General features: G+C 72.2%; 19 protein-coding genes. 18 read left to right on the top strand and 1 reads right to left on the bottom strand.

Translation table 11 applies throughout. The features are described from left to right. Window positions 1-255 precede the first annotated feature (255 nt). The 18 genes from mraZ (at window position 256) to ACWCSU_RS11530 (ending at window position 21,462) form a co-directional block, all read left to right on the top strand. On the top strand, window positions 256-687 hold the full coding sequence (gene mraZ, locus ACWCSU_RS11615; RefSeq protein WP_357705378.1) for a division/cell wall cluster transcriptional repressor MraZ: 432 nt from the start codon (window positions 256-258) through the stop codon (window positions 685-687). Between the two features lie 218 nt (window positions 688-905). Next, the gene (rsmH, locus tag ACWCSU_RS11610; protein WP_357705379.1) at window positions 906-1,871 is read left to right on the top strand and encodes a 16S rRNA (cytosine(1402)-N(4))-methyltransferase RsmH; all 966 of its coding nucleotides are present in this window, start codon (window positions 906-908) and stop codon (window positions 1,869-1,871) included. Continuing rightward, complete coding sequence (locus tag ACWCSU_RS11605) at window positions 1,861-2,352, top strand: hypothetical protein (protein WP_449934931.1); 492 nt, start codon at window positions 1,861-1,863, stop codon at window positions 2,350-2,352. The genes rsmH and ACWCSU_RS11605 overlap by 11 nt, the downstream gene beginning before the upstream one ends. Window positions 2,353-3,239: 887 nt before the next feature. After that, window positions 3,240-4,970 (top strand): peptidoglycan D,D-transpeptidase FtsI family protein, encoded by a 1,731-nt coding sequence (locus ACWCSU_RS11600; protein ID WP_449935103.1) that lies wholly within the window; start codon window positions 3,240-3,242, stop codon window positions 4,968-4,970. A gap of 40 nt (window positions 4,971-5,010) precedes the next feature. Then, a complete protein-coding gene (locus tag ACWCSU_RS11595) occupies window positions 5,011-6,543 on the top strand; it encodes a UDP-N-acetylmuramoyl-L-alanyl-D-glutamate--2,6-diaminopimelate ligase (protein ID WP_357705382.1) in 1,533 nt (510 codons plus the stop codon). Continuing rightward, the gene (locus ACWCSU_RS11590; protein WP_449934930.1) at window positions 6,540-7,970 is read left to right on the top strand and encodes a UDP-N-acetylmuramoyl-tripeptide--D-alanyl-D-alanine ligase; all 1,431 of its coding nucleotides are present in this window, start codon (window positions 6,540-6,542) and stop codon (window positions 7,968-7,970) included. The genes ACWCSU_RS11595 and ACWCSU_RS11590 overlap by 4 nt, the downstream gene beginning before the upstream one ends. Continuing rightward, window positions 7,967-9,025 carry a phospho-N-acetylmuramoyl-pentapeptide-transferase gene (mraY, locus tag ACWCSU_RS11585; protein WP_357705384.1) on the top strand — a complete coding sequence of 353 codons (1,059 nt, stop codon included), beginning with the start codon at window positions 7,967-7,969 and terminating at the stop codon, window positions 9,023-9,025. Before ACWCSU_RS11590 ends, mraY begins: the two co-directional genes overlap by 4 nt. Further along, entirely contained in the window at window positions 9,022-10,392 is a 1,371-nt protein-coding gene (gene murD, locus ACWCSU_RS11580) for a UDP-N-acetylmuramoyl-L-alanine--D-glutamate ligase (RefSeq protein WP_397039020.1), read from the top strand. Before mraY ends, murD begins: the two co-directional genes overlap by 4 nt. Continuing rightward, on the top strand, window positions 10,382-11,683 hold the full coding sequence (gene ftsW, locus ACWCSU_RS11575; protein ID WP_397039021.1) for a putative lipid II flippase FtsW: 1,302 nt from the start codon (window positions 10,382-10,384) through the stop codon (window positions 11,681-11,683). Before murD ends, ftsW begins: the two co-directional genes overlap by 11 nt. A 12-nt stretch (window positions 11,684-11,695) precedes the next feature. Next, window positions 11,696-12,772, top strand: coding sequence for an undecaprenyldiphospho-muramoylpentapeptide beta-N-acetylglucosaminyltransferase (gene murG / locus ACWCSU_RS11570; RefSeq protein ID WP_357705386.1), 1,077 nt, complete (start codon window positions 11,696-11,698; stop codon window positions 12,770-12,772). Beyond that, complete coding sequence (murC, locus tag ACWCSU_RS11565) at window positions 12,769-14,166, top strand: UDP-N-acetylmuramate--L-alanine ligase (RefSeq protein ID WP_357705387.1); 1,398 nt, start codon at window positions 12,769-12,771, stop codon at window positions 14,164-14,166. The genes murG and murC overlap by 4 nt, the downstream gene beginning before the upstream one ends. A gap of 72 nt (window positions 14,167-14,238) precedes the next feature. After that, complete coding sequence (locus ACWCSU_RS11560; RefSeq protein ID WP_449934929.1) at window positions 14,239-14,901, top strand: cell division protein FtsQ/DivIB; 663 nt, start codon at window positions 14,239-14,241, stop codon at window positions 14,899-14,901. A gap of 335 nt (window positions 14,902-15,236) precedes the next feature. Then, complete coding sequence (gene ftsZ, locus ACWCSU_RS11555; protein ID WP_449934928.1) at window positions 15,237-16,766, top strand: cell division protein FtsZ; 1,530 nt, start codon at window positions 15,237-15,239, stop codon at window positions 16,764-16,766. 151 nt (window positions 16,767-16,917) lie between these two features. Then, entirely contained in the window at window positions 16,918-17,610 is a 693-nt protein-coding gene (locus ACWCSU_RS11550) for a YggS family pyridoxal phosphate-dependent enzyme (RefSeq protein ID WP_364091130.1), read from the top strand. A 138-nt stretch (window positions 17,611-17,748) separates the two neighbouring features. Continuing rightward, a complete protein-coding gene (locus ACWCSU_RS11545; protein WP_357705391.1) occupies window positions 17,749-18,249 on the top strand; it encodes a cell division protein SepF in 501 nt (166 codons plus the stop codon). Window positions 18,250-18,329: 80 nt separating this feature from the next. Then, window positions 18,330-18,623: a YggT family protein gene (locus ACWCSU_RS11540; RefSeq protein WP_125630468.1), complete on the top strand. Its 294-nt coding sequence runs from the start codon at window positions 18,330-18,332 to the stop codon at window positions 18,621-18,623. Between the two features lie 107 nt (window positions 18,624-18,730). Beyond that, entirely contained in the window at window positions 18,731-19,606 is an 876-nt protein-coding gene (locus ACWCSU_RS11535) for a DivIVA domain-containing protein (RefSeq protein ID WP_357705392.1), read from the top strand. 41 nt (window positions 19,607-19,647) lie between these two features. Then, complete coding sequence (locus ACWCSU_RS11530) at window positions 19,648-21,462, top strand: hypothetical protein (protein WP_449934927.1); 1,815 nt, start codon at window positions 19,648-19,650, stop codon at window positions 21,460-21,462. Window positions 21,463-21,592: 130 nt separating this feature from the next. On the opposite strand, the gene ACWCSU_RS11525 is transcribed toward ACWCSU_RS11530, so the two are convergent. Further along, entirely contained in the window at window positions 21,593-22,276 is a 684-nt protein-coding gene (locus ACWCSU_RS11525) for a nucleotidyltransferase domain-containing protein (protein ID WP_449934926.1), read from the bottom strand. Between the last annotated feature and the right edge of the window lie 53 nt (window positions 22,277-22,329).

The raw sequence follows: 22,329 nt of genomic DNA, 5'->3' as shown, positions 1-22,329 counted from the left end.
CCGGCCTTCACGTCCGCTCGCGAGCCCCTATACCGCCGGACTTCGCAACCCTCGACACGCCCATGAGGGTTGCGCCGCCCCCCTGGCGCCCCCCACCCCGCTCCACCGCTCTGACCTGCGGTAACGCAACGGAAACGAATGGCGAAGACGGTTCAGATCAGTTGACGGTGGGGAGAAGTGGAGTATGGTGGTGCGCAGTGGAGGGCCCGGTGCGCCAGCGCTGAGCGCTTCGCTGAGGCACGGGAGGTGGCGCCGATGTTCCTCGGCACCCACCAACCGCGTCTTGACGACAAGGGACGGCTGTTCCTGCCGGCTAAGTACCGTGAGGAGCTGGCGGAGGGTCTTGTGATCACCAAAGGCCAGGAGCGATGCCTCTACGTCTTTCCAGTAGAGGAGTTCCAGCGCATTACCGAGGCTCTCAGCACCGCCCCGGTCACCGCCAAGGCGGTGCGTGACTACAGCCGCGTCTTCTTCGCCAGCGCGTCCGACGAGAAACCAGACAAGCAGGGACGCATCACGATCCCGCAGAGCCTGCGTCAATACGCCGGCCTCGACCGTGACTGCGTCGTCATCGGGGCCAACACCCGCCTGGAGATCTGGGACTCGCAGGCTTGGGACACCTATCTCAACGCGCAGGAGCAGGCGTTCGCCGATCTGTCGGAGGAGGTGCTGCCAGGGATCTTGTAGTGACCACGGTCGATCCGTCGGTGAGGTCGTTCGGCGAGGTCTCCACCCGCAACCACTGTCCGTCAACTGATGCACCTTCCCCGGTGTCAGAGGACGGACTCCACGAAGAGGGTGCGGATGGGGACCTGGCCGGACGGCGCCGGGTGGGGACCCAGGAATGACTGACGATTGACCGAATACGCGTCATCCGCGAGCAGGACGCGAGAGGGGGGTTGGAGATGGACGACAACGTAGGCACGAGCGGCCACGTTCCGGTGATGCTCGACCGCGTGCTGGAACTGCTGGGCCCGGCGCTGGCGGGGCCGGAGCCGGTCGTCGTCGACGCCAACCTCGGGCTGGGCGGCCACTCCGAGGCCCTGCTCGCCACCTTCCCCAAGCTGCACCTCATCGGGATCGACCGCGACCCGTTCGCGATCGACTTCTCCACCCGCAGGCTCGCCCCCTACGCCGGGCGCACCACGCTGGTCCACGCCTCCTCCGGCGACCTGGCGCAGATCGTCGCCGACGCCGGGCGTCCCGCCCTCGACGGCGTGCTGTTCGACCTCGGGGTCTCGTCGCCGCAGCTCGACGAGGCCGAGCGCGGCTTCGCCTACTCCTACGACGCCCCGCTCGACATGCGCATGGACACCGAGCAGGAGCTGACGGCCGAGCGCGTGGTCAACACCTATCCGGGCGCTGACCTGGTACGAATCCTGCGCGACTACGGCGAGGAACGTTTCGCGCCAAGGGTCGCGGGGCTTATCGTCAAGGAACGCGCCAAGGAGCCCATCACCTCCACCAAAAGACTCGCCGACATCGTGCGCGACGCGATCCCCGCGGCGACCAGGCGCACCGGCGGCAACCCCGCCAAGAGGACTTTCCAGGCGCTGCGCATCGAGGTCAACGCGGAGCTGTCCGCCCTGGAGGCGGCGCTGCCCGCGGCACTCGACGCGCTGGTGCTGGGTGGGCGGGTCGTCGTGCTCTCCTACCACTCCCTTGAGGACCGGCTCACCAAGCAGGCCCTCACGGCGCGAACCAAGGACACCAGCCCGCCGGGGCTGCCTGTCCCGCTACCGGCACACCAGCCGAGGTTCCGCCTGCTGACGAGGGGAGCCGAGCTCCCCAGCGATGAAGAGCTCGCCCGCAATCCGCGGGCGGCCTCGGCCCGGCTACGGGCGGCAGAGAGGATCCGCGTTGACGATTGAGCAGGAGACCGGCCGGGTCACGCCCGTCCGCCGTGCCGTGCCCAAGCCGGGCACGCGCAGGCCGGGCGCCTCGCACCAGACCAAGCCGCGGCCGCGTCCTGACACCGACGTCCGGCGGCCGGCCGCCGCGCGCCCCGGCGAGCCCGTCGCGTCCGCGCGCCGTCCCGCCGCGCGGCGACCCTCGACCAAGCGGCAGCGGGCGCCGTTCGTGCTGCTCGTCGTCGGATTGATGTGCGGTGGGCTGGTGAGCCTGCTGCTGCTCAACATCATGCTCAACCGCGACGCCATCACCGACGCCAAGCTGCGCGAGGAGATCGCGGCCGCCCAGCAGGAGAAGGAAGCGCTCCGGCTGGAGTACGAGCGCAAGATGCAGCCCCAGAACCTCGCGGACCGCGCCGAGGCGCAGGGCTACCACCTGGACAAGAACCTGCGGCCCTGGGACAAGGGCGAGCCGAGTGTCCCGGCGGTCCCGGAGCGGTGAGGGATTCAGGCGGCAGGGGACAGGGTCCCGGCCGCGGCGCAGGCGGCGCCGGCTCTCCTGGAGGGCCCGGCGCCGCTCGTCGTACGCCGGGCGGTCCGGGGCGGGCAGGGCGAGGAGGCTCTGCCCGTTCCGAGGGGGCGGGCCGCCCGGCGTCGCCGGACGACCCGCCGCGCAAGCGACCTCCGGACCCGTTCGACCTGCCGTTCGACGACGACCTGAGGGGGCGCCGGCCCCAGGACCCCGGCGACGACGCGCGAGACAGCGCCCGCCGCGACTCCGCGGGCGGCTCCCGCGGCCGGCAGCGCCGCGACGACGGCGACCGCGCGCGGCCCCGCGACGACGACGAGGGCACACGCTCGCGCCGCGACCCGGGCGACGGCCCCCGCCGCCGACCCCGCGACGACTCCGGCGGCTCCCGTGGCCGCGCCGCCTCCCAGGGGCGCGACGACGACGACCGCCCGCGCGGGCGCACCCCCCAGAGCCGCGACGACGACCGCCGGCGTGGGCGCGCTCCCCAGGGGCGCGAGGAGAACGACCGGGCGCGCGGACGCGCGTCCCAGGAACGGGACGAGGGCGCCAGGGGCAGGACGCCGCAGGAACGGCCGCGCAGGCGTGGCGACGGCCCCGGCCCCGACCAGGCCCGCGGCTCCAGAGCGGACCAGCCACGCGGTTCCCGGTCCGATCAGTCAGGCGGCTCCCGGCCGGAGCAGTCGCGCGGCTCCGGGCCCGGCCGGACGCGCGGTTCCGCCTCCGGCCGGTCCCGCACGTCCGGGCTGGACCAGGCGCGGGGGCGTGAGCACGGCGTGCTGCGCCGGGGCGCGGACGTGCCGCCCCCCAGGGGCCCGCGCCGCCCGCCCACCCCGCCGCGCCCGCCGAGGCCCCCGCTGATCCTGCGCCTGGGCAGCCCGCGCAGGCGCATCAACATCGGCCTCATCGGCATGACGTTCGTCCTGTCGATCTTCGCCGGGCGGCTGATCCAGATGCAGGGCCTCGACTCCAAGGTCTACGAGGCCGCCGCGGTCGGCCAGCGCCAGCACGTCGAGGAGATCCCCGCCAAGCGCGGCGCGATCACCGACGTCAACGGCAACGCGCTGGCCCGCACGTCGGAGGCCCGCGAGGTGTCCATCGACCCCTCCAAGGTCCCGGCGGACGTCCGCGCCAACGTGGCCACGATCCTGGCCAGGCAGCTCGGCAAGACCGTGGAGGAGATGACCGCCAAGCTGTCCAGGACCGAGAGCCGCTACCAGCTCCTGGCCAGAGACGTCGACCCGGTCGTGGCCACGCGCCTGCTCCAGGCCCGCGTGCCCGCCCTCAGCACGAAGAAGACCTACCGCCGCGACTACCCGGCCGGCGACCTGGCCGGCAGCCTCATCGGCTTCGTCGGCGACGAGGGCAACGGCCTGGGCGGCATGGAACAGGCCAAGAACCGCATCCTGGCCGGCCGCGACGGCAAGCAGCGCGTCGAGACGGGCCGCGACGGCCTGCGCATCCCCATGACCAGCAGCGAGCGCACCGCGCCCGTCAACGGCCAGGACGTACGGCTGACCATCGACCGCGACATCCAGTGGGCCGCCCAGAAGTCGGTCGCCGACCAGGTGCGCGAGTCGGGCGCCAGCAGCGGCGCGGTCATCGTCATGGACGTGCGCACCGCCCAGATCGTCGCCATGGCCAACGCGCCCGAGCTCGACCTGGGCAACTGGCGCAGGGCCCCCGCGTCCTCCTACGTCAACAAGGCCGCCGCCGACGTGTTCGAGCCCGGCAGCACCAACAAGGTGATCACCGCCGCCGCCGCGCTGGAGGCCAAGGAGGTCACCCCCGACACGGTGTTCCAGGTGCCCGACAACATCAAGTGCGCCGACCGGGTGCTGCGTGACGCCCACCCCCACAAGCCCGAGGCGATGACGTTCCGGCAGGCCATGGCCCAGTCCAGCAACGTGGCCACGATCATGGCCGCCCGCAGGGTCGGCAGCGAGCGTCTGTACACGATGCTCAGGGCGTTCGGGTTCGGCACGACCCCGGCGGGCGGCGTGCCGAACGCCGAGGCGGGCCTGCTGCCCAACTACAAGAACTGGTCGGGCAGCCAGAGCTGCACGGTCGCCTACGGCCAGGGCGTGTCGGTGACCGCCCTGCAGACGGCCAGTGTCTACCAGACCATCGCCAACGGCGGCGTACGCGTCGATCCGCAGATCGTGGCGGGCACCACCGACGCGACCGGCAGGTTCGTCCCGGCTCCCGCGGGCAGGCAGACCAGAGTGGTGAGCGAGACGACCGCCAAGGAGATCACGACCATGCTGGAGACCGCGGTGAGCGCCGAGGGCACCGGCGCGCTGGCCGCCATCCCCGGTTACCGGGTGGCGGGCAAGACCGGCACGGCCGACCGCTACGACGCCGAGCTGGGCCGCTACGACGGCTACACGGCCTCCTTCGTCGGGTTCGCGCCCGCGGACGCGCCCCGGCTGGTGGTGCTCTCGGTGCTCCAGAACCCCAAGAACGGCCATTTCGGCGGCCAGCTCGCGGCCCCCGTGTTCAAGGATGTGATGACGTTCGCCATCAAGAGCAGGAAGATTCCTCCCACAGGCTCGGACGTGCCCCCGGTGCGTACGCGCGCGGGACAGTGAGCAGGGAAGGTACGCTCTCGCCGTGCGTCCCCCGTCGTCTATGCGTCCCAAGACCAGCCCGCCCCGTCCGCTGACCGGGCTCGCGACCATGCTCGACGCCGATTCCGGCACGTCGAGGTCACCTCACGCCGCCCTGACCGGCGTCACCATCGATTCCCGTGCCGTGCAGCGCGGCGATCTCTACGTGGCGCTGCCGGGCAACCGCGTGCACGGCGCGACCTTCGCCGCCGAGGCGATGGCGCGCGGAGCCGTGGCCGTCCTCACCGATCCGGCCGGGCGGGAGGCGTCCGTGGCCACCGGCCTGCCGGTGCTGATCGTGCCCGATCCGCGCGCGCTGCTCGGGCAGGTCTCCTCCTGGGTCTACGGCCAGCCGGCCCACGACATCCAGGTGATCGGGGTGACCGGCACCAGCGGCAAGTCCACCACCACGTTCATGCTGGAGGCCGGGCTGAAGGCGGCGGGCCACACGACGGGCCTGGTCGGCGGCGTCGAGATCCACGCCGGAGACATCGGCTTCGAGCCCACCCTGACCACGCCCGAGGCCCCGCAGCTGCACGCGCTGTTCGCGCTGATGCGCGAGCAGGGGGTCACCGCGGCCACCATGGAGGTCTCCAGCCACGCGCTGGCGCTCGGCCGGGTCGACGGCGTCTTCTACGACGTCGCGCTGTTCACCAACCTCTCCCAGGACCACCTCGACTTCCACAAGGACTTCGAGGACTACTTCGCCACCAAGGTCAGGCTGTTCCAGCCCGAGCTGAGCCGCGTCGGCGTGACCAACATCGACGACCCGCACGGCCGGGAGCTGCTGCACCGGGCCAAGGTGCCGATGACCACGTTCTCGGCGCTCGGCGACCCGGAGGCGGAGTGGCGGGCGCTGGAGGTCAGGCTCGGCGCCGACGGCAGCGCGTTCCGGGTGGCCGGCCCCGGCGGGGTCGAGGCCGACGCGCAGATCTCGCTGCCGGGGCCCTTCAACGTCGCCAACGCGCTCGGCGCGATCGTCTGCCTGGTGGAGTCGGGGGTGCCGCTCCAGACCGCCGTGCACGGCGTGGGGACCCTCACGGGGGTGCCCGGGCGCATGCAGCGCATCACCTCCGCCGAGGAGGAGTTCCAGGCGCTCGTCGACTACTCCCACAAGCCGGGCGCCGTGGAGTCGGTGCTGCGCTCGCTGCGGGAGGTGACCGCGGGCACGCTGACGATCGTCCTCGGCTGCGGCGGCGACCGCGACACCGGCAAACGCCCGCTCATGGGCGAGATCGCCGCCCGGCTGGCCGATGTGGCCATTTTCACCAACGACAACCCGCGCTCGGAGGATCCGCTCGCCATCCTGGCCGCGATGATGGAGGGAGCGCTCGGCGTTCCGCCCCGCGACCGCGCTCATGTGATCATTGAGCCCGACCGCGCGGCCGCGATCGACCTGGCCGTCGGCCGGGCCGGCCGCGGCGACGTGATCGTCGTGGCGGGCAAGGGTCACGAGCAGGGCCAGTACGTCTCAGGCGAAGTGATCCCGTTCGACGACCGCGAAGTGGTCGCCGAAGCGATCGACGCACGCAAGGAAAGCAGGAAGCACCGATGATCCCGTTGCCTCTGGCCAGGATCGCCGAGATAACCTCGGGCGCCCTGTCGGGCATGGCAGACCCCCGCGCCGTGGTGCGCGGGCCCGTAGTGATCGACTCACGCGCGGTGGAACCGGGATCGCTGTTCGTCGCCCTCGCCGGGGAGCGGGTCGACGGCCATGACTACGCCGCGCAGGCGATCCGGGCCGGAGCGGTGGCCGTCCTGGCCTCCAGGCCGGTCGACGCGCCGGCGGTGATCGTCCCCGACGCCGCGGCCGCGCTGGCCGAGCTGGCCGCCGCGCAGACCGCGGCGCTGCCCCAGGCCACCGTGATCGGCGTGACCGGCTCGGCCGGCAAGACCAGCACCAAGGACCTGCTGGCCAGGCTGGCCGGCCGGATGGGGCCGACCATCGCGCCGGTGGGCAGCTTCAACAACGAGCTCGGCCATCCGCTGACCGTGCTGCGCGCCGACGTCGACACCCGGTTCATGGTGCTCGAACTGGCCGCCCGCAACATCGGCCACATCAAGGACCTCACCCGCATCGCGCCGCCCAGGATCGGCGTGGTGCTCAACGTCGGCACCGCGCACCTCGGCGTGTTCGGCGGCAAGGAGGCCATCGCCAAGGCCAAGGGCGAGCTGGTGGAGGCGCTGCCGCGCACCGGCGTGGCGGTGCTCAACGCCGACGACCCGCTGGTGGCGGAGATGGCCTCGCGCACCGAGGCGCGGGTGACGTACTTCGGGCGCGGCGAGGGCGCGGCCATCCGGGCCGAGGAGGAGACGGTCGACGCGCGCGGGCGGGCCTCGTTCCTGTTGCGCACGCCGTCCGGGGCCGCGCCGGTCACGCTCCAGCTCTACGGCGCGCACGCCGTGGAGAACGCCCTGGCCGCCGCCGCCGCGGCCTACGAGCTGGGCCTGCCGGTCGCCACGATCGCCGAGGAGCTGTCGGAGGCCACGCCGCGCAGCCGCTGGCGGATGGAGGTCACCGACCGTTCCGACGGCGTCACGGTGGTCAACGACGCCTACAACGCCAACCCCGACTCGATGCGGGCCGCGTTCGACATGTTCGGCGTGATGGGACGCGAGCGGCGGCGGTACGCGGTCATCGCGGCCCTGCGCGAGCTGGGCGACGAGAGCGCGGCGCTCAACGCCGAGCTGGGGCGGCTGGCGGGCGGTTCGGGCCTGACGGGCCTGGTCGTCGTCGGGCCGGACGCGGGCCCGGTGCTGGAGGGCGCGAACGAGGCGGTGTCGGCCGCCGCGGGACCGCCGGGTGGCGGAGGGCCATATGCTCCCCAGATGACCCGGATCGTACACGTCCCTGACGCCGAGGCAGCGGCGGCCGCACTGGCCGGCCTGCTGCGCCCCGGCGACGCGGTGCTCGTCAAGGGCCCCCGCGCGATGGGCCTGGAACGCACGGCGGAGCTCCTTCTCGGAGGTGCCGCTCAGTGATCAACATCGTCATCGCCGGCGCGGTGGGCCTGGTCCTGTCGATGCTGGGGACCCCCTTGGCGATCAGGCTGTTCTCCCGGCGCGGCTACGGCCAGGAGATCCGCGAGGAGGGCGTGCAGGCCCACCTCGGCAAGCGGGGCACCCCCACCATGGGCGGCATCGTCTTCGTGCTGGCCGCGCTGCTGGCCTACGGCGGTTCCCATCTGGCCACGCTCACGCCGCCGACGGTGTCGGGCATGCTCGTGCTGTTCCTGATGACCGGCCTCGGCGCGGTCGGGTTCCTCGACGACTTCATCAAGATCTACAAGCAGCGCAGCCTGGGCCTGCGCAGCGGCGCCAAGGCCCTCGGCCAGCTCGTCGTCGGCGCCGTGTTCGCCGTGCTGATCACCCGCCAGCCCAACGTCTACGGCATCACCCCCGCCGAGACCCGGCTGTCGTTCCTGCGCGACATCGGCCCCTCGATCGGCATCGTCGGCTTCACCATCTGGGTGCTGTTCATGATCGTCGGGTTCTCCAACGCCGTGAACCTCACCGACGGCCTCGACGGCCTGGCCAGCGGCGCGACCGGCGTCGTGCTCGGCGCGTACGTGCTGATCGGCAACTGGCAGCTGCGCAACAACTGCATCGACCAGCTCGGCCCCAACTGCTACTGGGTGCGAGATCCACTCGACCTGTCGGTGGTGGCCGCCGCCGTGCTGGGGGCGCTGGTCGGGTTCCTGTGGTGGAACGCGCCGCCGGCGAAGATCTTCATGGGCGACACCGGCTCGCTGGCCCTGGGCGGCGTGCTGGCCGGGCTGGCCATCGCCACCCGCACGCAGCTTCTGCTGATCATCCTGGCCGGGCTGTGCGTGATCATCACGGCGTCCGTCATCATCCAGGTCGGGTTCTTCAAGATGACCGGTAAACGGGTGTTCAGGATGGCGCCGCTGCAACACCACTTCGAGCTGAAGGGCTGGGCCGAGACCACGATCGTGGTGCGGTTCTGGCTGATCGCCGGGCTCTGCGCGGCGCTCGGGCTCGGGCTGTTCTACGTCGAGTGGATGCCCAAGTCATGACGTTCACGTGCGTGGCCGGGCTCGGCGTCTCCGGCACCGCGGTGGCCGAGGTGCTGGCCGAGCGCGGCGAGCGGGTCGTGGTCGTGGAGGCCGTGGAGGGCGAGCGGCAGCTCGCCGCCGCGGCCGCCCTGGCCAGGGCCGGGGTCGAGACCAGGTTCGGCGAGATGGCCCTGCCCGAGGGCGTGACCAGGCTCGTCACCACCGGCTGGGCGCCGCACCACCCGCTGATCGCCGCCGCGCTGGCCGCCGGCGTCGAGGTCGTGGGGGAGGTGGAGCTGGCCTGGCGGCTGCGCCCGCCGCACGCGGCCCCCTGGCTCGCGCTGACCGGCACCAACGGCAAGACCACCGCCGTACGCATGCTCACCTCGATCCTGGTGGCCGCCGGGCGCAACGCCCTGGCCGTGGGGAACGTGGGCGTCCCGGTCGTACGCGCCGTCGCCGAGCCGTACGACGCCCTGGCCGTCGAGCTGTCCAGCTTCCAGCTCCACTGGTCCAGCACCCTGGCCCCGCACGCGGCGGCGATCCTCAACATCGCCCCCGACCACCTCGACTGGCACGGCTCGATGGCCGAGTACGCCGCCGCCAAGGGCCGCATCTACGAACGCGCCGGCACCGTGATCTACAACGCCGACGACCCCGAGTGCGCCCGCCTGGCCGAGCCCTACGAGGGCGCCGTCGGCTTCACGCTGCGGGTGCCGCGCAGCGGCCAGATCGGCGTGGTCGAGGACCTGCTGGTCGACCGGGCGTTCGTGGACGACCCGGTGGAGGCGGCCGAAGAGCTGGCCACGCTGGCCGACATCCGGCCCCTGGCCCCCCACAACGTGGCCGACGCCCTGGCCGCCGCCGCCCTGGCCCGCTCGCTCGGCGTCCCGTCGGAGGCCGTACGCCTGGGGCTGCGCGCCTTCAAGCCCGACCCCCACCGCCTGTCCCACGTCGACCGGGTCGGCGACGTCGACTACGTCGACGACTCCAAGGCCACCAACCCGCACGCCGCCGCCGCCGCGCTGAGCGCCTACCCGTCGATCGTGTGGGTGGCCGGCGGTCAGCTCAAGGGCGCCGACGTCGACGACCTGGTCCGGCGGGCCGCGCCCCGGTTGCGCGGCGCGGTGCTGCTGGGCGCCGACCGCGCGGCGATCGCCGAAGCACTCGCGCGACACGCGCCGAATGTCCCCGTCGTGGACATCCCGGGCCAAGACACTGGTGTGATGGACACCGTCGTCACCGAAGCCGCGCGCCTGGCCTCGCCAGGGGACACCGTGCTGCTCTCCCCCGCGGGCGCCTCACTCGACATGTTCCCCGGCTACCCGGCGCGAGGGGAGGCCTTCGCCCGTGCCGTCCACGAGCTGAGGCGGCGGCGTGAGCAGTAGCACCGGGACCGCCGGCACCCGTCCGGCCGCGGGTCAGGGCAAGGCGCAGGAGAGCCCGGCGAGCTGGTTCCGCGAGCAGCGCGCCGTGCTGAAGGAACTGCTCGACAAGCCCCTGACGACCTACTACCTGATCATCATGTGCAGCGCGCTGCTGCTCGCGCTCGGGCTGATGATGGTGCTGTCGGCCTCCGCGATCGAGGCGCAGCAGAAGACCGGCAACCCGTTCTCGTGGTTCATCAAGCAGTCGCTGTCGGCCGGCGTCGGCGTGCCGGTGATGTACGCCTGCTCACGCCTGCCGCCGAAGTTCTTCCGCTGGGCGGGCTACCCGCTCATGGCGCTGGCGGTGCTGGCGCTGGTCATGGTGCTGTTCATCGGCGAGTCCGAGCTGGGCGCGCAGCGGTGGATCTACCTCGGCCCGTTCACCCTCCAGCCGTCCGAGCCGGCCAAGCTGGCGCTCGTGCTGTGGGGGGCCGACCTGCTGGCCAGACGGGCCAGGCAGGGCCGGATCGAGTGGCGGCAGATGCTGATCCCGCTCATGCCCGGCACCGCGATCCTGGTCGTCATGGTCCTGCTCGGCCGCGACCTCGGCACCACCCTCGTGCTCTTCATGATCTTCCTGGCGCTGCTGTGGGTGGTGGGGGCGCCGGTCAAGCTGTTCGGCGGCATCCTCGCGCTGGCGGTGCTGGCCGCGGTCATCATGATCAAGGTCGAGCCCTACCGGATGAAGCGCATCGGGGCCTTCCTCGACCCGTGGGCCGACGCCCAGGGCGCCGGCTACCAGGCCGTCCAGGGGCAGATCGCGATGGGCTCGGGCGGCTGGTTCGGGCTCGGGCTCGGCAGCAGCCGCCAGAAGTGGAGCTGGCTGCCCCACGGCGAGAGCGACTTCATCTTCGCCATCCTCGGCGAGGAGCTGGGGCTGATGGGCACGCTGATCGTGGTGGCGCTGTTCGGCCTGCTCGGCTACGCGGGGCTGCGGGTGGCGGTCCGGGTCAACGACGGCTTCGTACGCCTGGCCGCGGCCGCCATGGTGGCCTGGATCGTCGGGCAGGCGACCGTCAACATGGGCGCGGTGCTCGGCGTCCTGCCCATCACCGGAATCCCGTTGCCGCTGGTCTCCTACGGCGGATCGTCCCTGCTCCCCACGCTCGCGGCGCTGGGCATCCTGCTGTCGTTCGCCAAACGCGAGCCCGGCGCGCGCGAAGCCTTGGCCGCGCGTGGCCCCGGACCCGCCGCACGGGGCCTAAGCTGGCTTGGCCTGGGGGGTACGTCCAGAGGCCGAGTGAGACGTTAGGGAGTGACCGAGATGAGGGTGGTCCTCGCCGGTGGGGGGACGGCCGGGCACATCGAGCCCGCGCTCGCCCTTGCGGACGCGCTGCGCCATCTTGACCGGAGCGTCGGCATCACCTGCGTGGGCACCGAGCGCGGCCTGGAGACGCGGCTCGTGCCCGCCAGGGGCTACGATCTCGAACTGGTGCCGGCCGTGCCGCTGCCCAGGGCGATCACTCCCAGCCTGCTGACCGTGCCGGGCCGGCTGGCCGGGGCGATCAACGCCGTCTCCGGCGTGCTCGACCGGGTCGGCGCCGACATCCTGGTCGGCTTCGGCGGCTACGTCGCCACGCCGGCCTACCTGGCGGCCAAGCGCAAGGGCCTGCCGATCGTCGTCCACGAGGCCAACCCCCGTCCCGGCCTGGCCAACCGGCTGGGCGCCCGGCTGACCGACCACGTCTTCACCGGCTTCCCCGACGCCTCCCTGCCCAAGGCCGAGTTCATCGGCACCCCGCTGCGCCGCGAGATCGTCACGCTCGACCGGCTGTCCACCGGCGACAAGGCGCGCTCCTGGTTCGGGCTGGAGAACGACCGGCCCACGCTGCTGGTGTTCGGCGGCTCCCAGGGCGCCAGGTCGCTCAACGAGGCCGCGCTGGCCGCCGCGCCGGTGCTGCGCGGGGCCGGCATCCAGGTGCTCCACGTGCTCGGACTGAAGAACACCGTCGAGCACGAGCCGCCGCCCGGCGACCCTCAATACGTGCTGCTGCCCTACGTCGACCGCATGGACCTCGCCTACGCCGCCGCCGACGTCGCGCTGTGCCGCAGCGGAGCGCTCACCTGCGCCGAGCTGACGGCCGTGGGGCTGCCGGCCGCGTACGTGCCGCTGCCCCACGGCAACGGCGAGCAGACCGTCAACGCCGAGCGCGTCGTGCGGGGCGGCGGCGGCCTGATGGTCGACGACTCCGACCTGTCACCCGATTGGATCATCCAGAACGTGCTGCCCATCCTCCGCGACCCCGAGCGGGTCGTCGTCATGTCGGAGGCCGCCTCCCGACTGGGGCGCAAGGACGCCGATATCATGCTTGCCAGGAAAGTGTTGGAGATAGCCCGATGAGTCTCGTCAAGCTGGTCGATCCCGTAGCCGTCGAAGAGCTCGGCCGCGTGCACTTCATCGGCATCGGCGGGGCGGGCATGTCGGGCATCGCCCGCATCCTGCTCAAGCGCGGCGTCCGCGTCACCGGAAGCGACGCGCGCAGCTCCGAGCTGGTGACCGAGCTGCGCGAGCTGGGCGCGACCGTGCACATCGGGCACGCCGCCTCCCACATCCGCGACGTCGACACCGTGGTCGTCTCCACCGCCATCCGCGACTCCAACCCCGAGCTGGGCGAGGCGCTCAAGCAGGGCCTGCGGATCATCCCGCGGGCCGCCGCGTTGGCCTCGGTGATGGCCGGCCGCACCGGCGTGGCCATCGCCGGCACCCACGGCAAGACCACCACCACCTCCATGCTGACCGTGGCGCTGCAGAAGTGCGGCGCCGAGCCGTCCTACTGCGTGGGCGGCCAGCTCGTCACCACCGGGCTCGGGGCCGACGAGGGCACGGGCGGGGTGTTCGTGGCCGAGGCCGACGAGAGCGACGGCTCCTTCCTCATGCTGGCCCCCGACATCGCCGTGGTGACCAACGTCGAGGCCGACCACCTCGACAACTACGGCGACCCGCGCGCGGTGCACGACAGCTTCGCCCGTTTCGCCGACCGGGTGGGCTCGCTGCTCATCCTGTGCGCCGACGACCCGGGGGCCGCCGAGCTGGCCGGGCGGGCGCGCGAGCGCGGGCTGCGGGTCAGGACCTACGGCGAGAGCGGCGACGACTACCGGGTGACCGGCGTGCGGCCCGACGGCTTCGGCACGGTCTTCTCCATCGAGGGCAGGGGAGACGTGCGCCTGGCCGTCCCCGGGGCGCACAACGCCCTCAACGCCACCGCCGCCATCGCCGTGGCCGACGAGCTGGGGCTGGCCTTCGAGGACATCAGAGACGGCCTGGCGGCCTTCACGGGGGCCAAGCGGCGCTTCGAGGCCAAGGGCGAGGCGGGCGGCGTCGCGGTGTTCGACAGCTACGCCCACCACCCGACCGAGCTGGCCGCCGACCTGCGGGCCGCGCGCGACGTCGTGGCCTCCTACTCGGGCACGGGCCGGGTCATCGCGATCTTCCAGCCCCACCTCTACTCGCGCACCCGCTTCTTCGCCGACGACTTCGGCGCCGCGCTCGCGCTGGCCGACGAGGTCATCGTGCTCGACGTCTACGGCGCGCGGGAGGATCCCGAGCCCGGCGTGTCCGGCGCGATGGTGGCCGGGCGCGTGCCGCTGCCGGCCGAGCGGGTGGCCTACGCCCCCGACCGGGCGGCGGTGCCCGACCTGGTGGCCGGGCGGGCGCGTCCCGGCGACATCGTGCTCACGATGGGCGCGGGCGACGTGACCGAGCTCGGGCCGCAGCTCGTGGCGCGCCTGTCCTGAGCCGTACGGGCGTGGCGGGCGGGTGCCGGGCGGCCCGTGGCGTACGTTCGTAGCCGGCGTGCGAGGAGGGCGATGAAGGCGCGTAACGCGTTCCTGGTGCTGTTGACGGCCGGGGTGGTCGGCTCGGCCGCCTGGCTGGTGTTCTTCTCGCCGGTGCTGGGCGTGCGGTCGATCGAGATCGTGGGAAATCTCACAGTCACCAGCGAGCACATCAAGCAGCAGGCGGCCGTGCCCGACCTGCACCCGCTGGCCACGGTCGACCTGGCCGACGTCCAGACGCGGGTCCTCGGCATCCGGCAGCTCGCCACGGCGAAGGTCGACCGGGTGTGGCCCGGCACGCTCAAGATCGAGGTGGTCGAGCGCGAGCCCGTCGCCGCGATCCCCGCGGGCGGCCGGTTCGCGGTCGTCGACAGGCAGGGCGTGGTGATCGAGGTCAAGGACACGTTGCCGTTCATGCTGCCGTTGCTCAAGGTCGACCGGCCGGCGGCGGGCGATCCGGCCACCATGGCGGCGCTCCAGGTCGTCCAGGCGCTGCCGCCGGTGGTGGCGGGCAAGGTCCGGCAGGTGCGCGCCGCCTCGGCCGAGGGCGTGACGCTGGAGCTGTCCGACGGCCGGACCGTCCTGTGGGGCGGCGCCGACAGGCCGGAGGAGAAAGGCCGCATCCTGGTCTCGCTCCTGGGCCGCAAGGCCACCCTGTACGACGTCAGCTCTCCCGACGTCGTCACCTTGAAGTGATCACGAGTGTCAGGGTCTGGCAACTCCGTGGCAAGGGCATCGCGTGCCTGTGCGAGGTGGGGGTCGCGGCGTGAGAGCCTGTAGATCGGACCTTCGGAAGAGGAAGGCCCCGACCAGGCGCGACTTCGGAGCGAATCGGACAGCCCGCGACACGCCGGACGCGCTTGCGGCGCGGTTAGTTGACCCGCCTGGTAGGGGACTCCTACTGTCCGTATCAATCCTCAGGTTGACATAAATCTAAATCTCAACCTGAGGTTGAGAGTTACGAAAACTGAGAAAAAGCGGAGACGATCCGCACCGAAATGGCAAGTCAACGAGCGGAAAGGCCCCTCGTCGTGGCAGCACCGCAGAACTACCTCGCGGTCATCAAGGTCGTCGGCATCGGCGGCGGCGGAGTGAACGCCGTCAACCGGATGATCGAAGAGGGACTCAAGGGCGTCGAGTTCATCGCCATAAACACCGACGCCCAGGCGCTGCTGATGAGTGACGCCGATGTGAAACTCGACGTGGGCCGCGAGCTCACGCGCGGACTGGGCGCCGGAGCCAACCCCGACGTGGGGCGCAAGGCGGCCGAAGACCACCGTGAGGAGATCGAGGAGGTCCTCAAGGGGGCCGACATGGTCTTCGTCACGGCCGGCGAGGGCGGTGGCACGGGCACCGGCGGCGCGCCGGTCGTGGCCAACATCGCCCGGTCGCTCGGCGCGCTGACGATCGGCGTGGTGACCCGGCCCTTCAGCTTCGAGGGGCGGCGTCGCGCCTCGCAGGCCGAGGCCGGCATAGAGACACTGCGCGACGAGGTCGACACCCTCATCGTGATCCCCAACGACCGTCTGCTGTCGATCTCCGACCGGCAGGTGAGCGTGCTCGACGCGTTCAAGGCGGCCGACCAGGTGCTGCTGTCCGGTGTCCAGGGCATCACCGACCTGATCACCACGCCCGGCCTGATCAACCTCGACTTCGCCGACGTCAAGTCGGTCATGTCGGGCGCGGGCTCGGCGCTCATGGGCATCGGCCACGCGCGCGGCGACGACCGGTCGGTCGCCGCCGCCGAGATGGCGGTCTCCAGCCCGCTGCTGGAGGCGAGCATCGACGGCGCCCACGGCGTGCTGCTGTCCATCGCGGGCGGCTCCGACCTCGGCCTGTTCGAGATCAACGAGGCGGCCCAGCTCGTGTCGATGGCCGCCGCGCCCGACGCCAACATCATCTTCGGCACGGTCATCGACGACGCCCTCGGCGACGAGGTGCGGGTCACGGTGATCGCGGCGGGCTTCGACGACGTGCCGCCGCCGGTGGAGAAGCCTCTGCCCAGGCCCGCGGCCCGTCCGGCCGCCCAGCCCGCGGCGCCGGTGTCCTCCTCGGCCCTGCGGCCCGGCGTCCCGGCCTCGCCCAGCGTGAAGTCGGAGCCGCCCGCGCCGCGTCCTGAGCCGCGTCCCGAGCCGCGTGCCGAGCTTCGGTCGGAGCCCCGCCAGGAGTTCCGCGCCGAGCCCAGGCCGGAGGCGCGTCCCGAGCCGCGCCAGGAGTTCAGGCCGGAGCCCCGGCAGGAGTTCCGGCCGGAGGCGCGTCCCGAGCCGCGCGAGTTCAGGCCGGAGGCGCGTCCCGAGCCGCGCGAGTTCAGGCCGGAGCCGCGTCCTGAGGCGCGTCCGGAGCCCGTGCGCCCGGTGGAGCCGGTCCAGCCCGCCGAGCCCGTCGCCGCCGCACTCGGCGACGACGAGCCGCAGGCCCCCGTCTCGATCCCGAGGCCCACGCCTGAACCGGCCAATCCGCCCACGCCCATCACCTCCCGCATGTCGGAGCCTCCCAAACGTCCTCGGGTGATCTTCGAGGAGCAGGAGGAGGAGCTCGACGTCCCCGACTTCCTCAAGTAGCTCACCACCCACCGCCGCTCCCCGCAGGCATACGGGAGCGGCGCCGTCGTGTGTGCCGGGAACCGACCCGCGGCACGGAAAGGGGGCCATCGTGGCGTACGGCGTACAGGCCGAACTGCGGGACGATGGAGGCAGGGAGAGGGAGACAGGCGTGCGAAGGGACGAGATCGCGGCCGGCCTCGCCGAGGTCGAGACCCGCATCGGCGAGGCCTGCCACGCGGTGGGCCGCGACCGCGGCGAGGTCACCATGATCGCGGTCACCAAGACCAGACCGGCCGACGACGTGCGCATCCTGTGCGAGCTGGGCGTGCGCGACGTCGGCGAGAACCGTGACCAGGAGGCCGCGTCCAAGGCGCACGAGCTGGCCGGCCTGCCGCTCACCTGGCACTTCGTGGGCCAGTTGCAGACCAACAAGGTGCGGTCCGTCGTCGGGTACGCCGACGTGATCCACTCGCTCGACCGCCTCCGGCTGCTGGAGGCGATCAGCAAGGAGTCCGTGCGGCAGGGCCGCAACGTCGGCTGCCTGATCCAGGTGGCGCTCGACGACGACCCCAGCAGGGGCGGCGCCCGGCCCGCCGACGTGCTCGCGCTGGCCGACGAGGTGGCGCTGGCCGAGGGCGTGTGGCTGGGCGGCGTCATGGCGGTCGCCCCGCTGGGGGAGGAGCCCGCCCGGGCCTTCGCCGTCCTGCGCGATGTCGCCACCCGCGTCCAGGAGCAGCATCCGCGGGCCACGATGGTCTCCGCGGGCATGAGCCAGGACCTCGACGAAGCGGTCGCGTACGGTGCGACACACGTGCGGATCGGTACGGCGTTGCTCGGTCGTCGCAGGCCCTTCGTCAGGTAATGTCCCCTCAAGTGGGTCTTCAGGCCCATGATCAAGTAGAGGTCGATCCGCGGTGAGCTCCAAGGGGGTACGGCTGCCGCCTCGGCCCCGGCGACGGGTCCGAGCGAGTGCGACCATGAGCAGGAGGACGACTTAGCGATGGCCGGCGCGATGCGCAAGATGGCGGTCTACCTCGGTCTCGTGGAGGACGACCGCTACGAGAGGTACGAGACCTACACCGACGAGTACGCCTACGACGACGATGTCCAGCGGACCGGCGAGGAACGGCCCGTGGCGGTCCAGGACCGCGACGAGGAGGCCGAATCCGGGGTCCCCGCGCCCAGGCCCGCCACGACGATCCTGGAGCGCCGTACGACCGACCTGGCGCGCATCACGACCCTCCATCCCCGGACCTACAACGAGGCCCGAACCATCGGAGAGCACTTCCGCGACGGCACCCCGGTCATCATGAATCTGACCGAAATGGTTGACAGCGACGCGAAGCGGCTCGTGGATTTCGCGGCAGGTCTGGTCTTCGGGCTACATGGAAGCATTGAACGTGTTACCAACAAGGTGTTCCTGTTGTCCCCTGCCAATGTCGAGGTGACCGCCGAGGACAAGGCCCGAATCGCGGAACGCGGGTTCTTCAATCAGAGTTAGAGTCTCTGTATGTCCATCGCACCCAACCGGGTCCACGCGCGGCCGGGAGGGCACACCAGAAGTGGAGGCGCGGCCGGGCCGTGGAGATCGTGAGTGGGATCTTGGTCGTAGTCCTGTCTCTGTATTTGGTTCTGCTCATCGGCAGGATGATCTTTGAGACGGTACAGGCGTTCGCCCGGCAGTGGCGGCCTTCCGGGGTCGTGCTGGTGCTGGCGGAGGCGACATACACCGCGACCGACCCGCCTCTCAAGTTCCTCCGCCGTTTCATTCCCCCGCTCCGGTTGGGTACGGTGGCCTTTGACCTAAGCTTCACTGTCCTGTTCATCGTCGTCCTGATCTTGATCCAGATCGCTGGGTCACTGGGCGGCCGGTGAGGCGGGCTGGTGGGGTGCCGGTCGTGATCCAACTCGTGTCCGCGCTGAAGTGATTCGGGTTCACCGTCCCTCCGGACAGACTCCAAGCGCGCCAAGGAGACCAAAAAATGCCGCTGACGCCCGCTGATGTGCGGAACAAGCAGTTCAGTACCACCCGGCTGCGGCCGGGCTACGACGAGGAGGAGGTCGATGCCTTCCTCGACGAGGTGGAGGCTGAGCTCGACCGCCTGATCCAAGAGAACGAGGAGCTACGCGCCAAACTGGCCGAGTGCCTGCGTGGGAAGGTGCCGGGCGGCATGGGCATGCCCATGGCCTCCGCCCCCGTCCAGGAGCAGCCCAAGCCGGAGATGATGGCGCCGCCGCAGCCGGAGCCCATGCGGGCCCCCGAGCCGCAGCCGATGCGAGCCCCCGAGCCGCAGCCCGTGGCCATGAGCATGCCTCCCGCCGAGGACAACATGGACACCGCGGCCCGCGTGCTGGCCCTCGCCCAGCAGACCGCCGACCAGGCGATCTCCGACGCCCGCCGGGAGGCGGACGAGACGGTGACCCGCGCCCGCCGTGAGGCCGACGAGATCCTCACCAAGGCCCGCCGCCAGGCCGAGCAGGTCATCGGCGACGCCCGTGCCCGCGCCGAGACGCTTGAGCGCGACGCGCAGGAGCGCCACCGCCAGGCGATGGGCTCGCTGGTGCAGACCCGCGACGAGCTCGAGCGCAAGGTCGAGGAACTGCGCAGCTTCGAGCGCGAGTACCGCAGCCGCCTCAAGCTCTACCTGGAGAACCAGCTCGCCGAGCTCAACGTCTCCGCCGAGGGCAGCGGTGGGTTCCCGGTCATGTCCGGTCCGCAGGGGCAGGCTCCCGCCATGTCGCACGCGGTTCCCCAGGGTGGCCAGCAGCCTCTTCCCGGTGGTCCCAACCCGTTCGGCGGCGAGGCTCCGCAGGGCGCCTTCCCCGGCAGCGACGGCCCGCACAACGACCGCCGGTAAAGTAACGGGTCACTAGGACCTGTCACTCGAAAGAGCCCCCTGTGATCCTTATCAGTGCTGGTTTGGTGCTCGCGGCGGTCGTGCTGCTGATCGCGGGCTTCGTACTGGCTAAGCCGTTCCTGATCATGTGGTCCATCGTGGTCAGCGTGCTGTCCGCGCTGTTCCTGGTGATCGGGGCGCTGCTGCGGCGTCACGAGCTGTTTCCCGGTGGTGGGCGGGCCGCTGCGCCGGCCACCCCTCCGGCCCCGCTCCCGCCGCCTGGCCTGCCGTACAACCAGACCGGTCCTGCCGGGCCCCAGCCGCGGCCACAGCCCCACCCGCACCCGCAGACGCCTCAGCGGACCGCCGTTCCGGCCTCCGCGCCTCGCCGCCCCGCGGCGAGCGGCATCTCGCCGGACGCGATCGTGCTGGTGATCCCGGGCCGCAGGAGATACCACGTGCCAGGCTGCCGCCAGCTGGCCGGACGGGATCACGAGGAGCTCACCCACGAGGAGGCACGCGAGGAGGGCTTCACGCCCTGCACGACGTGCCTTCCAGACGCAGCGCTCGGCGGACGGCAGTTGCCGCCTGCCGCCGGCCCCGAGCCCGTCGTCACGCCCGGCCCCGGCGCCACCCCCTCCAAAGTGGCGGACAACCGGGCCGAGGCCTCCGCGGAGACCCGGGACCTGCGCCCGCCGGTCGCACCGCCGAAGCCCGACGCGAAGGCTTCCACCCCCACCCCGGAGCCCGCCGCCTCCCGCGAGGAGGGCACCACCGGGTGGTTCGGGCGTCCGGCCGCCGCCGCGCAGGCGGGCGACCAGGCCAAACCCTCTTCTTCCTCCTCCGCTGTCGCGCCTGACGCCGATGACGAGCAGGGGGACATCCAGACTTCGTACTTCCGGCCGCCGTCGGAGCGCGAGCGGCCCACGCGTCCCTCCTCCGAGGACGCCGCCAAGGGGGCGTCGGCCGCCGCTCAGAGCGCTTCCGCCTCGTCGGAGAGCCCGTCCGCCCCGGCCAAGAGCCCTTCGGCGCCGGCCAAGGAGGCGTCTGGGCCCGCCAAGGGATCCTCGGGTTCGGCTTCGGCCGAGGGCGAAGGCGCGGTCTCGGCGTCCAAGGGCGCGGCACCGGCATCGAAGGGTGCGGGGCCGGCGTCCAAGGGCGCGGCTGCGGCGTCCGTCGAGCGGCCCGCGTCGGCGGGCAAGCCGGGAGCCGGTGCGGCTTCCTCGGGCGGGACGGGCGCCGATGCGGCGACTTCGGGCAAGTCGGTCGAGAGCGCGCCGGGCAAGCCGTCTACCGCGGCCCGGCCGTCGCCCACCGACCAGCCCGCACGACCCGCCGGTTCACCCGCACGGCCCGCCGACGGGCCTGCACGGCCTGCCGATTCGCCCGTACGGCCCGCAAAGCCCGCCGAACCGGCCGCGCGGCCTGCCGATGAGGACGATTCCTCGGATCCCGACACGGCTCCGCAGCCTCGGGTGACGGCCTCCGGGCTGCCCGTTCAGGCGGAACCCTCGGGTGGGGCTGCTGGGGCGTCCGAGCGGCCTTCTGGGGCTGCGCCGGCCTCTTCTGGTGGCCCTGCGGCCCCGAAGGCGGAGGGCGCCAAGCCGCCCACCGCCCCTGCGAAGCGCGGCTCGGCCGGCGCCGGCAAGAAGGGCGAGGCGCCGGAGGGCGGTTCCGGAGACGGGCCCGCGCGAGCGGGTGAGCGTTCCGCGACGGTCAAGGTCATCGTCGGCACGCGCCGCTACCACGGCACCGCCTGCCCGCTGATCAGAGGCGCGGGGGACACGGGCGTGGAGACCATGACGGTCGCCGAGGCCGAGGCCGCCGGTCTCACCAGCTGCTCGGTGTGCCGGAACGACCGCGAGACGACCGACTAAAGAACTCCGCCGCTCCCGGCCCCGGCCCCGCTCCCGGCCCGGAAGGCTCTCCAGGAGACCGGGGTAGGGGGTGACTGGCGAAGGGGCCGTCCGCGAGGTCAGGGGCCCCAGAGGCCAGGGGAGCCGGAGGCTAGGAGCCCCGGAGGCCAGGGGCCCAGGGGGCAGGGGCTCTGGTGAGGGGCTCCTGGTCAGGGCGCCCGGAGGTCAGGGGGAGTAGGTGGGGGAGCCAGGGGTGGAGGGTGTGGTCGGTTCGGAGGGCTGTGGCCAGCCAGTGACGTTGGGCGTCGTTCATTAGGGGCAGGACGGTGGCGAAGTCGATCTCGTCCTTCGGGCGGCGATCCTTGGACTTGTAGAGCAGTTGCACTTCCGGGACGACGTACCGGAAGCCGTCCCGCCCGATGGTCAGGTCTGTCAAGGGACGGTGGATGCGCGGGTCGCGCCGGTAGATCCACTCGTCTGCCGCGGACTCGTCGAGCATGAGCTGGAAACGCCAGGGGCCGCCGGGGTGTTCGCGTACCCAGATGTCGTGGGCGGAGCCGGGGAGCGGTTCGTCCACGGGCCAGGGGCTGAGGGTGCCGGGGGTGATCGCGGCGTGGACGTCCCAGCCGGTCAGGAGGCGCCGGGCGGCGAGCTGGTCGCGGCGCAGGAGGGCGATGTCGACGTCCGCGTGCTCGCGGTAGGCGCGTCCGGCGGTCAGTTCCAGCGCGTGGCCGCCGGCCACCCACCAGGGCGCGGCCAGTCCGCGCATCAGCGCGACGACCTCGTCCAGGGGCAGGGCCTCCCACGGGCCCCACGGGGTCTCGATCCTCGTCATACGACCGATTGTCGCCGTTTCAGGGGGAGGCCCGGAGGGCCCCCGCGTCGGAG

The sequence above is a fragment of the Nonomuraea sp. NPDC001699 genome (genome assembly GCF_053596455.1).
This window is presented reverse-complemented; position numbering and strand designations above follow the sequence as displayed.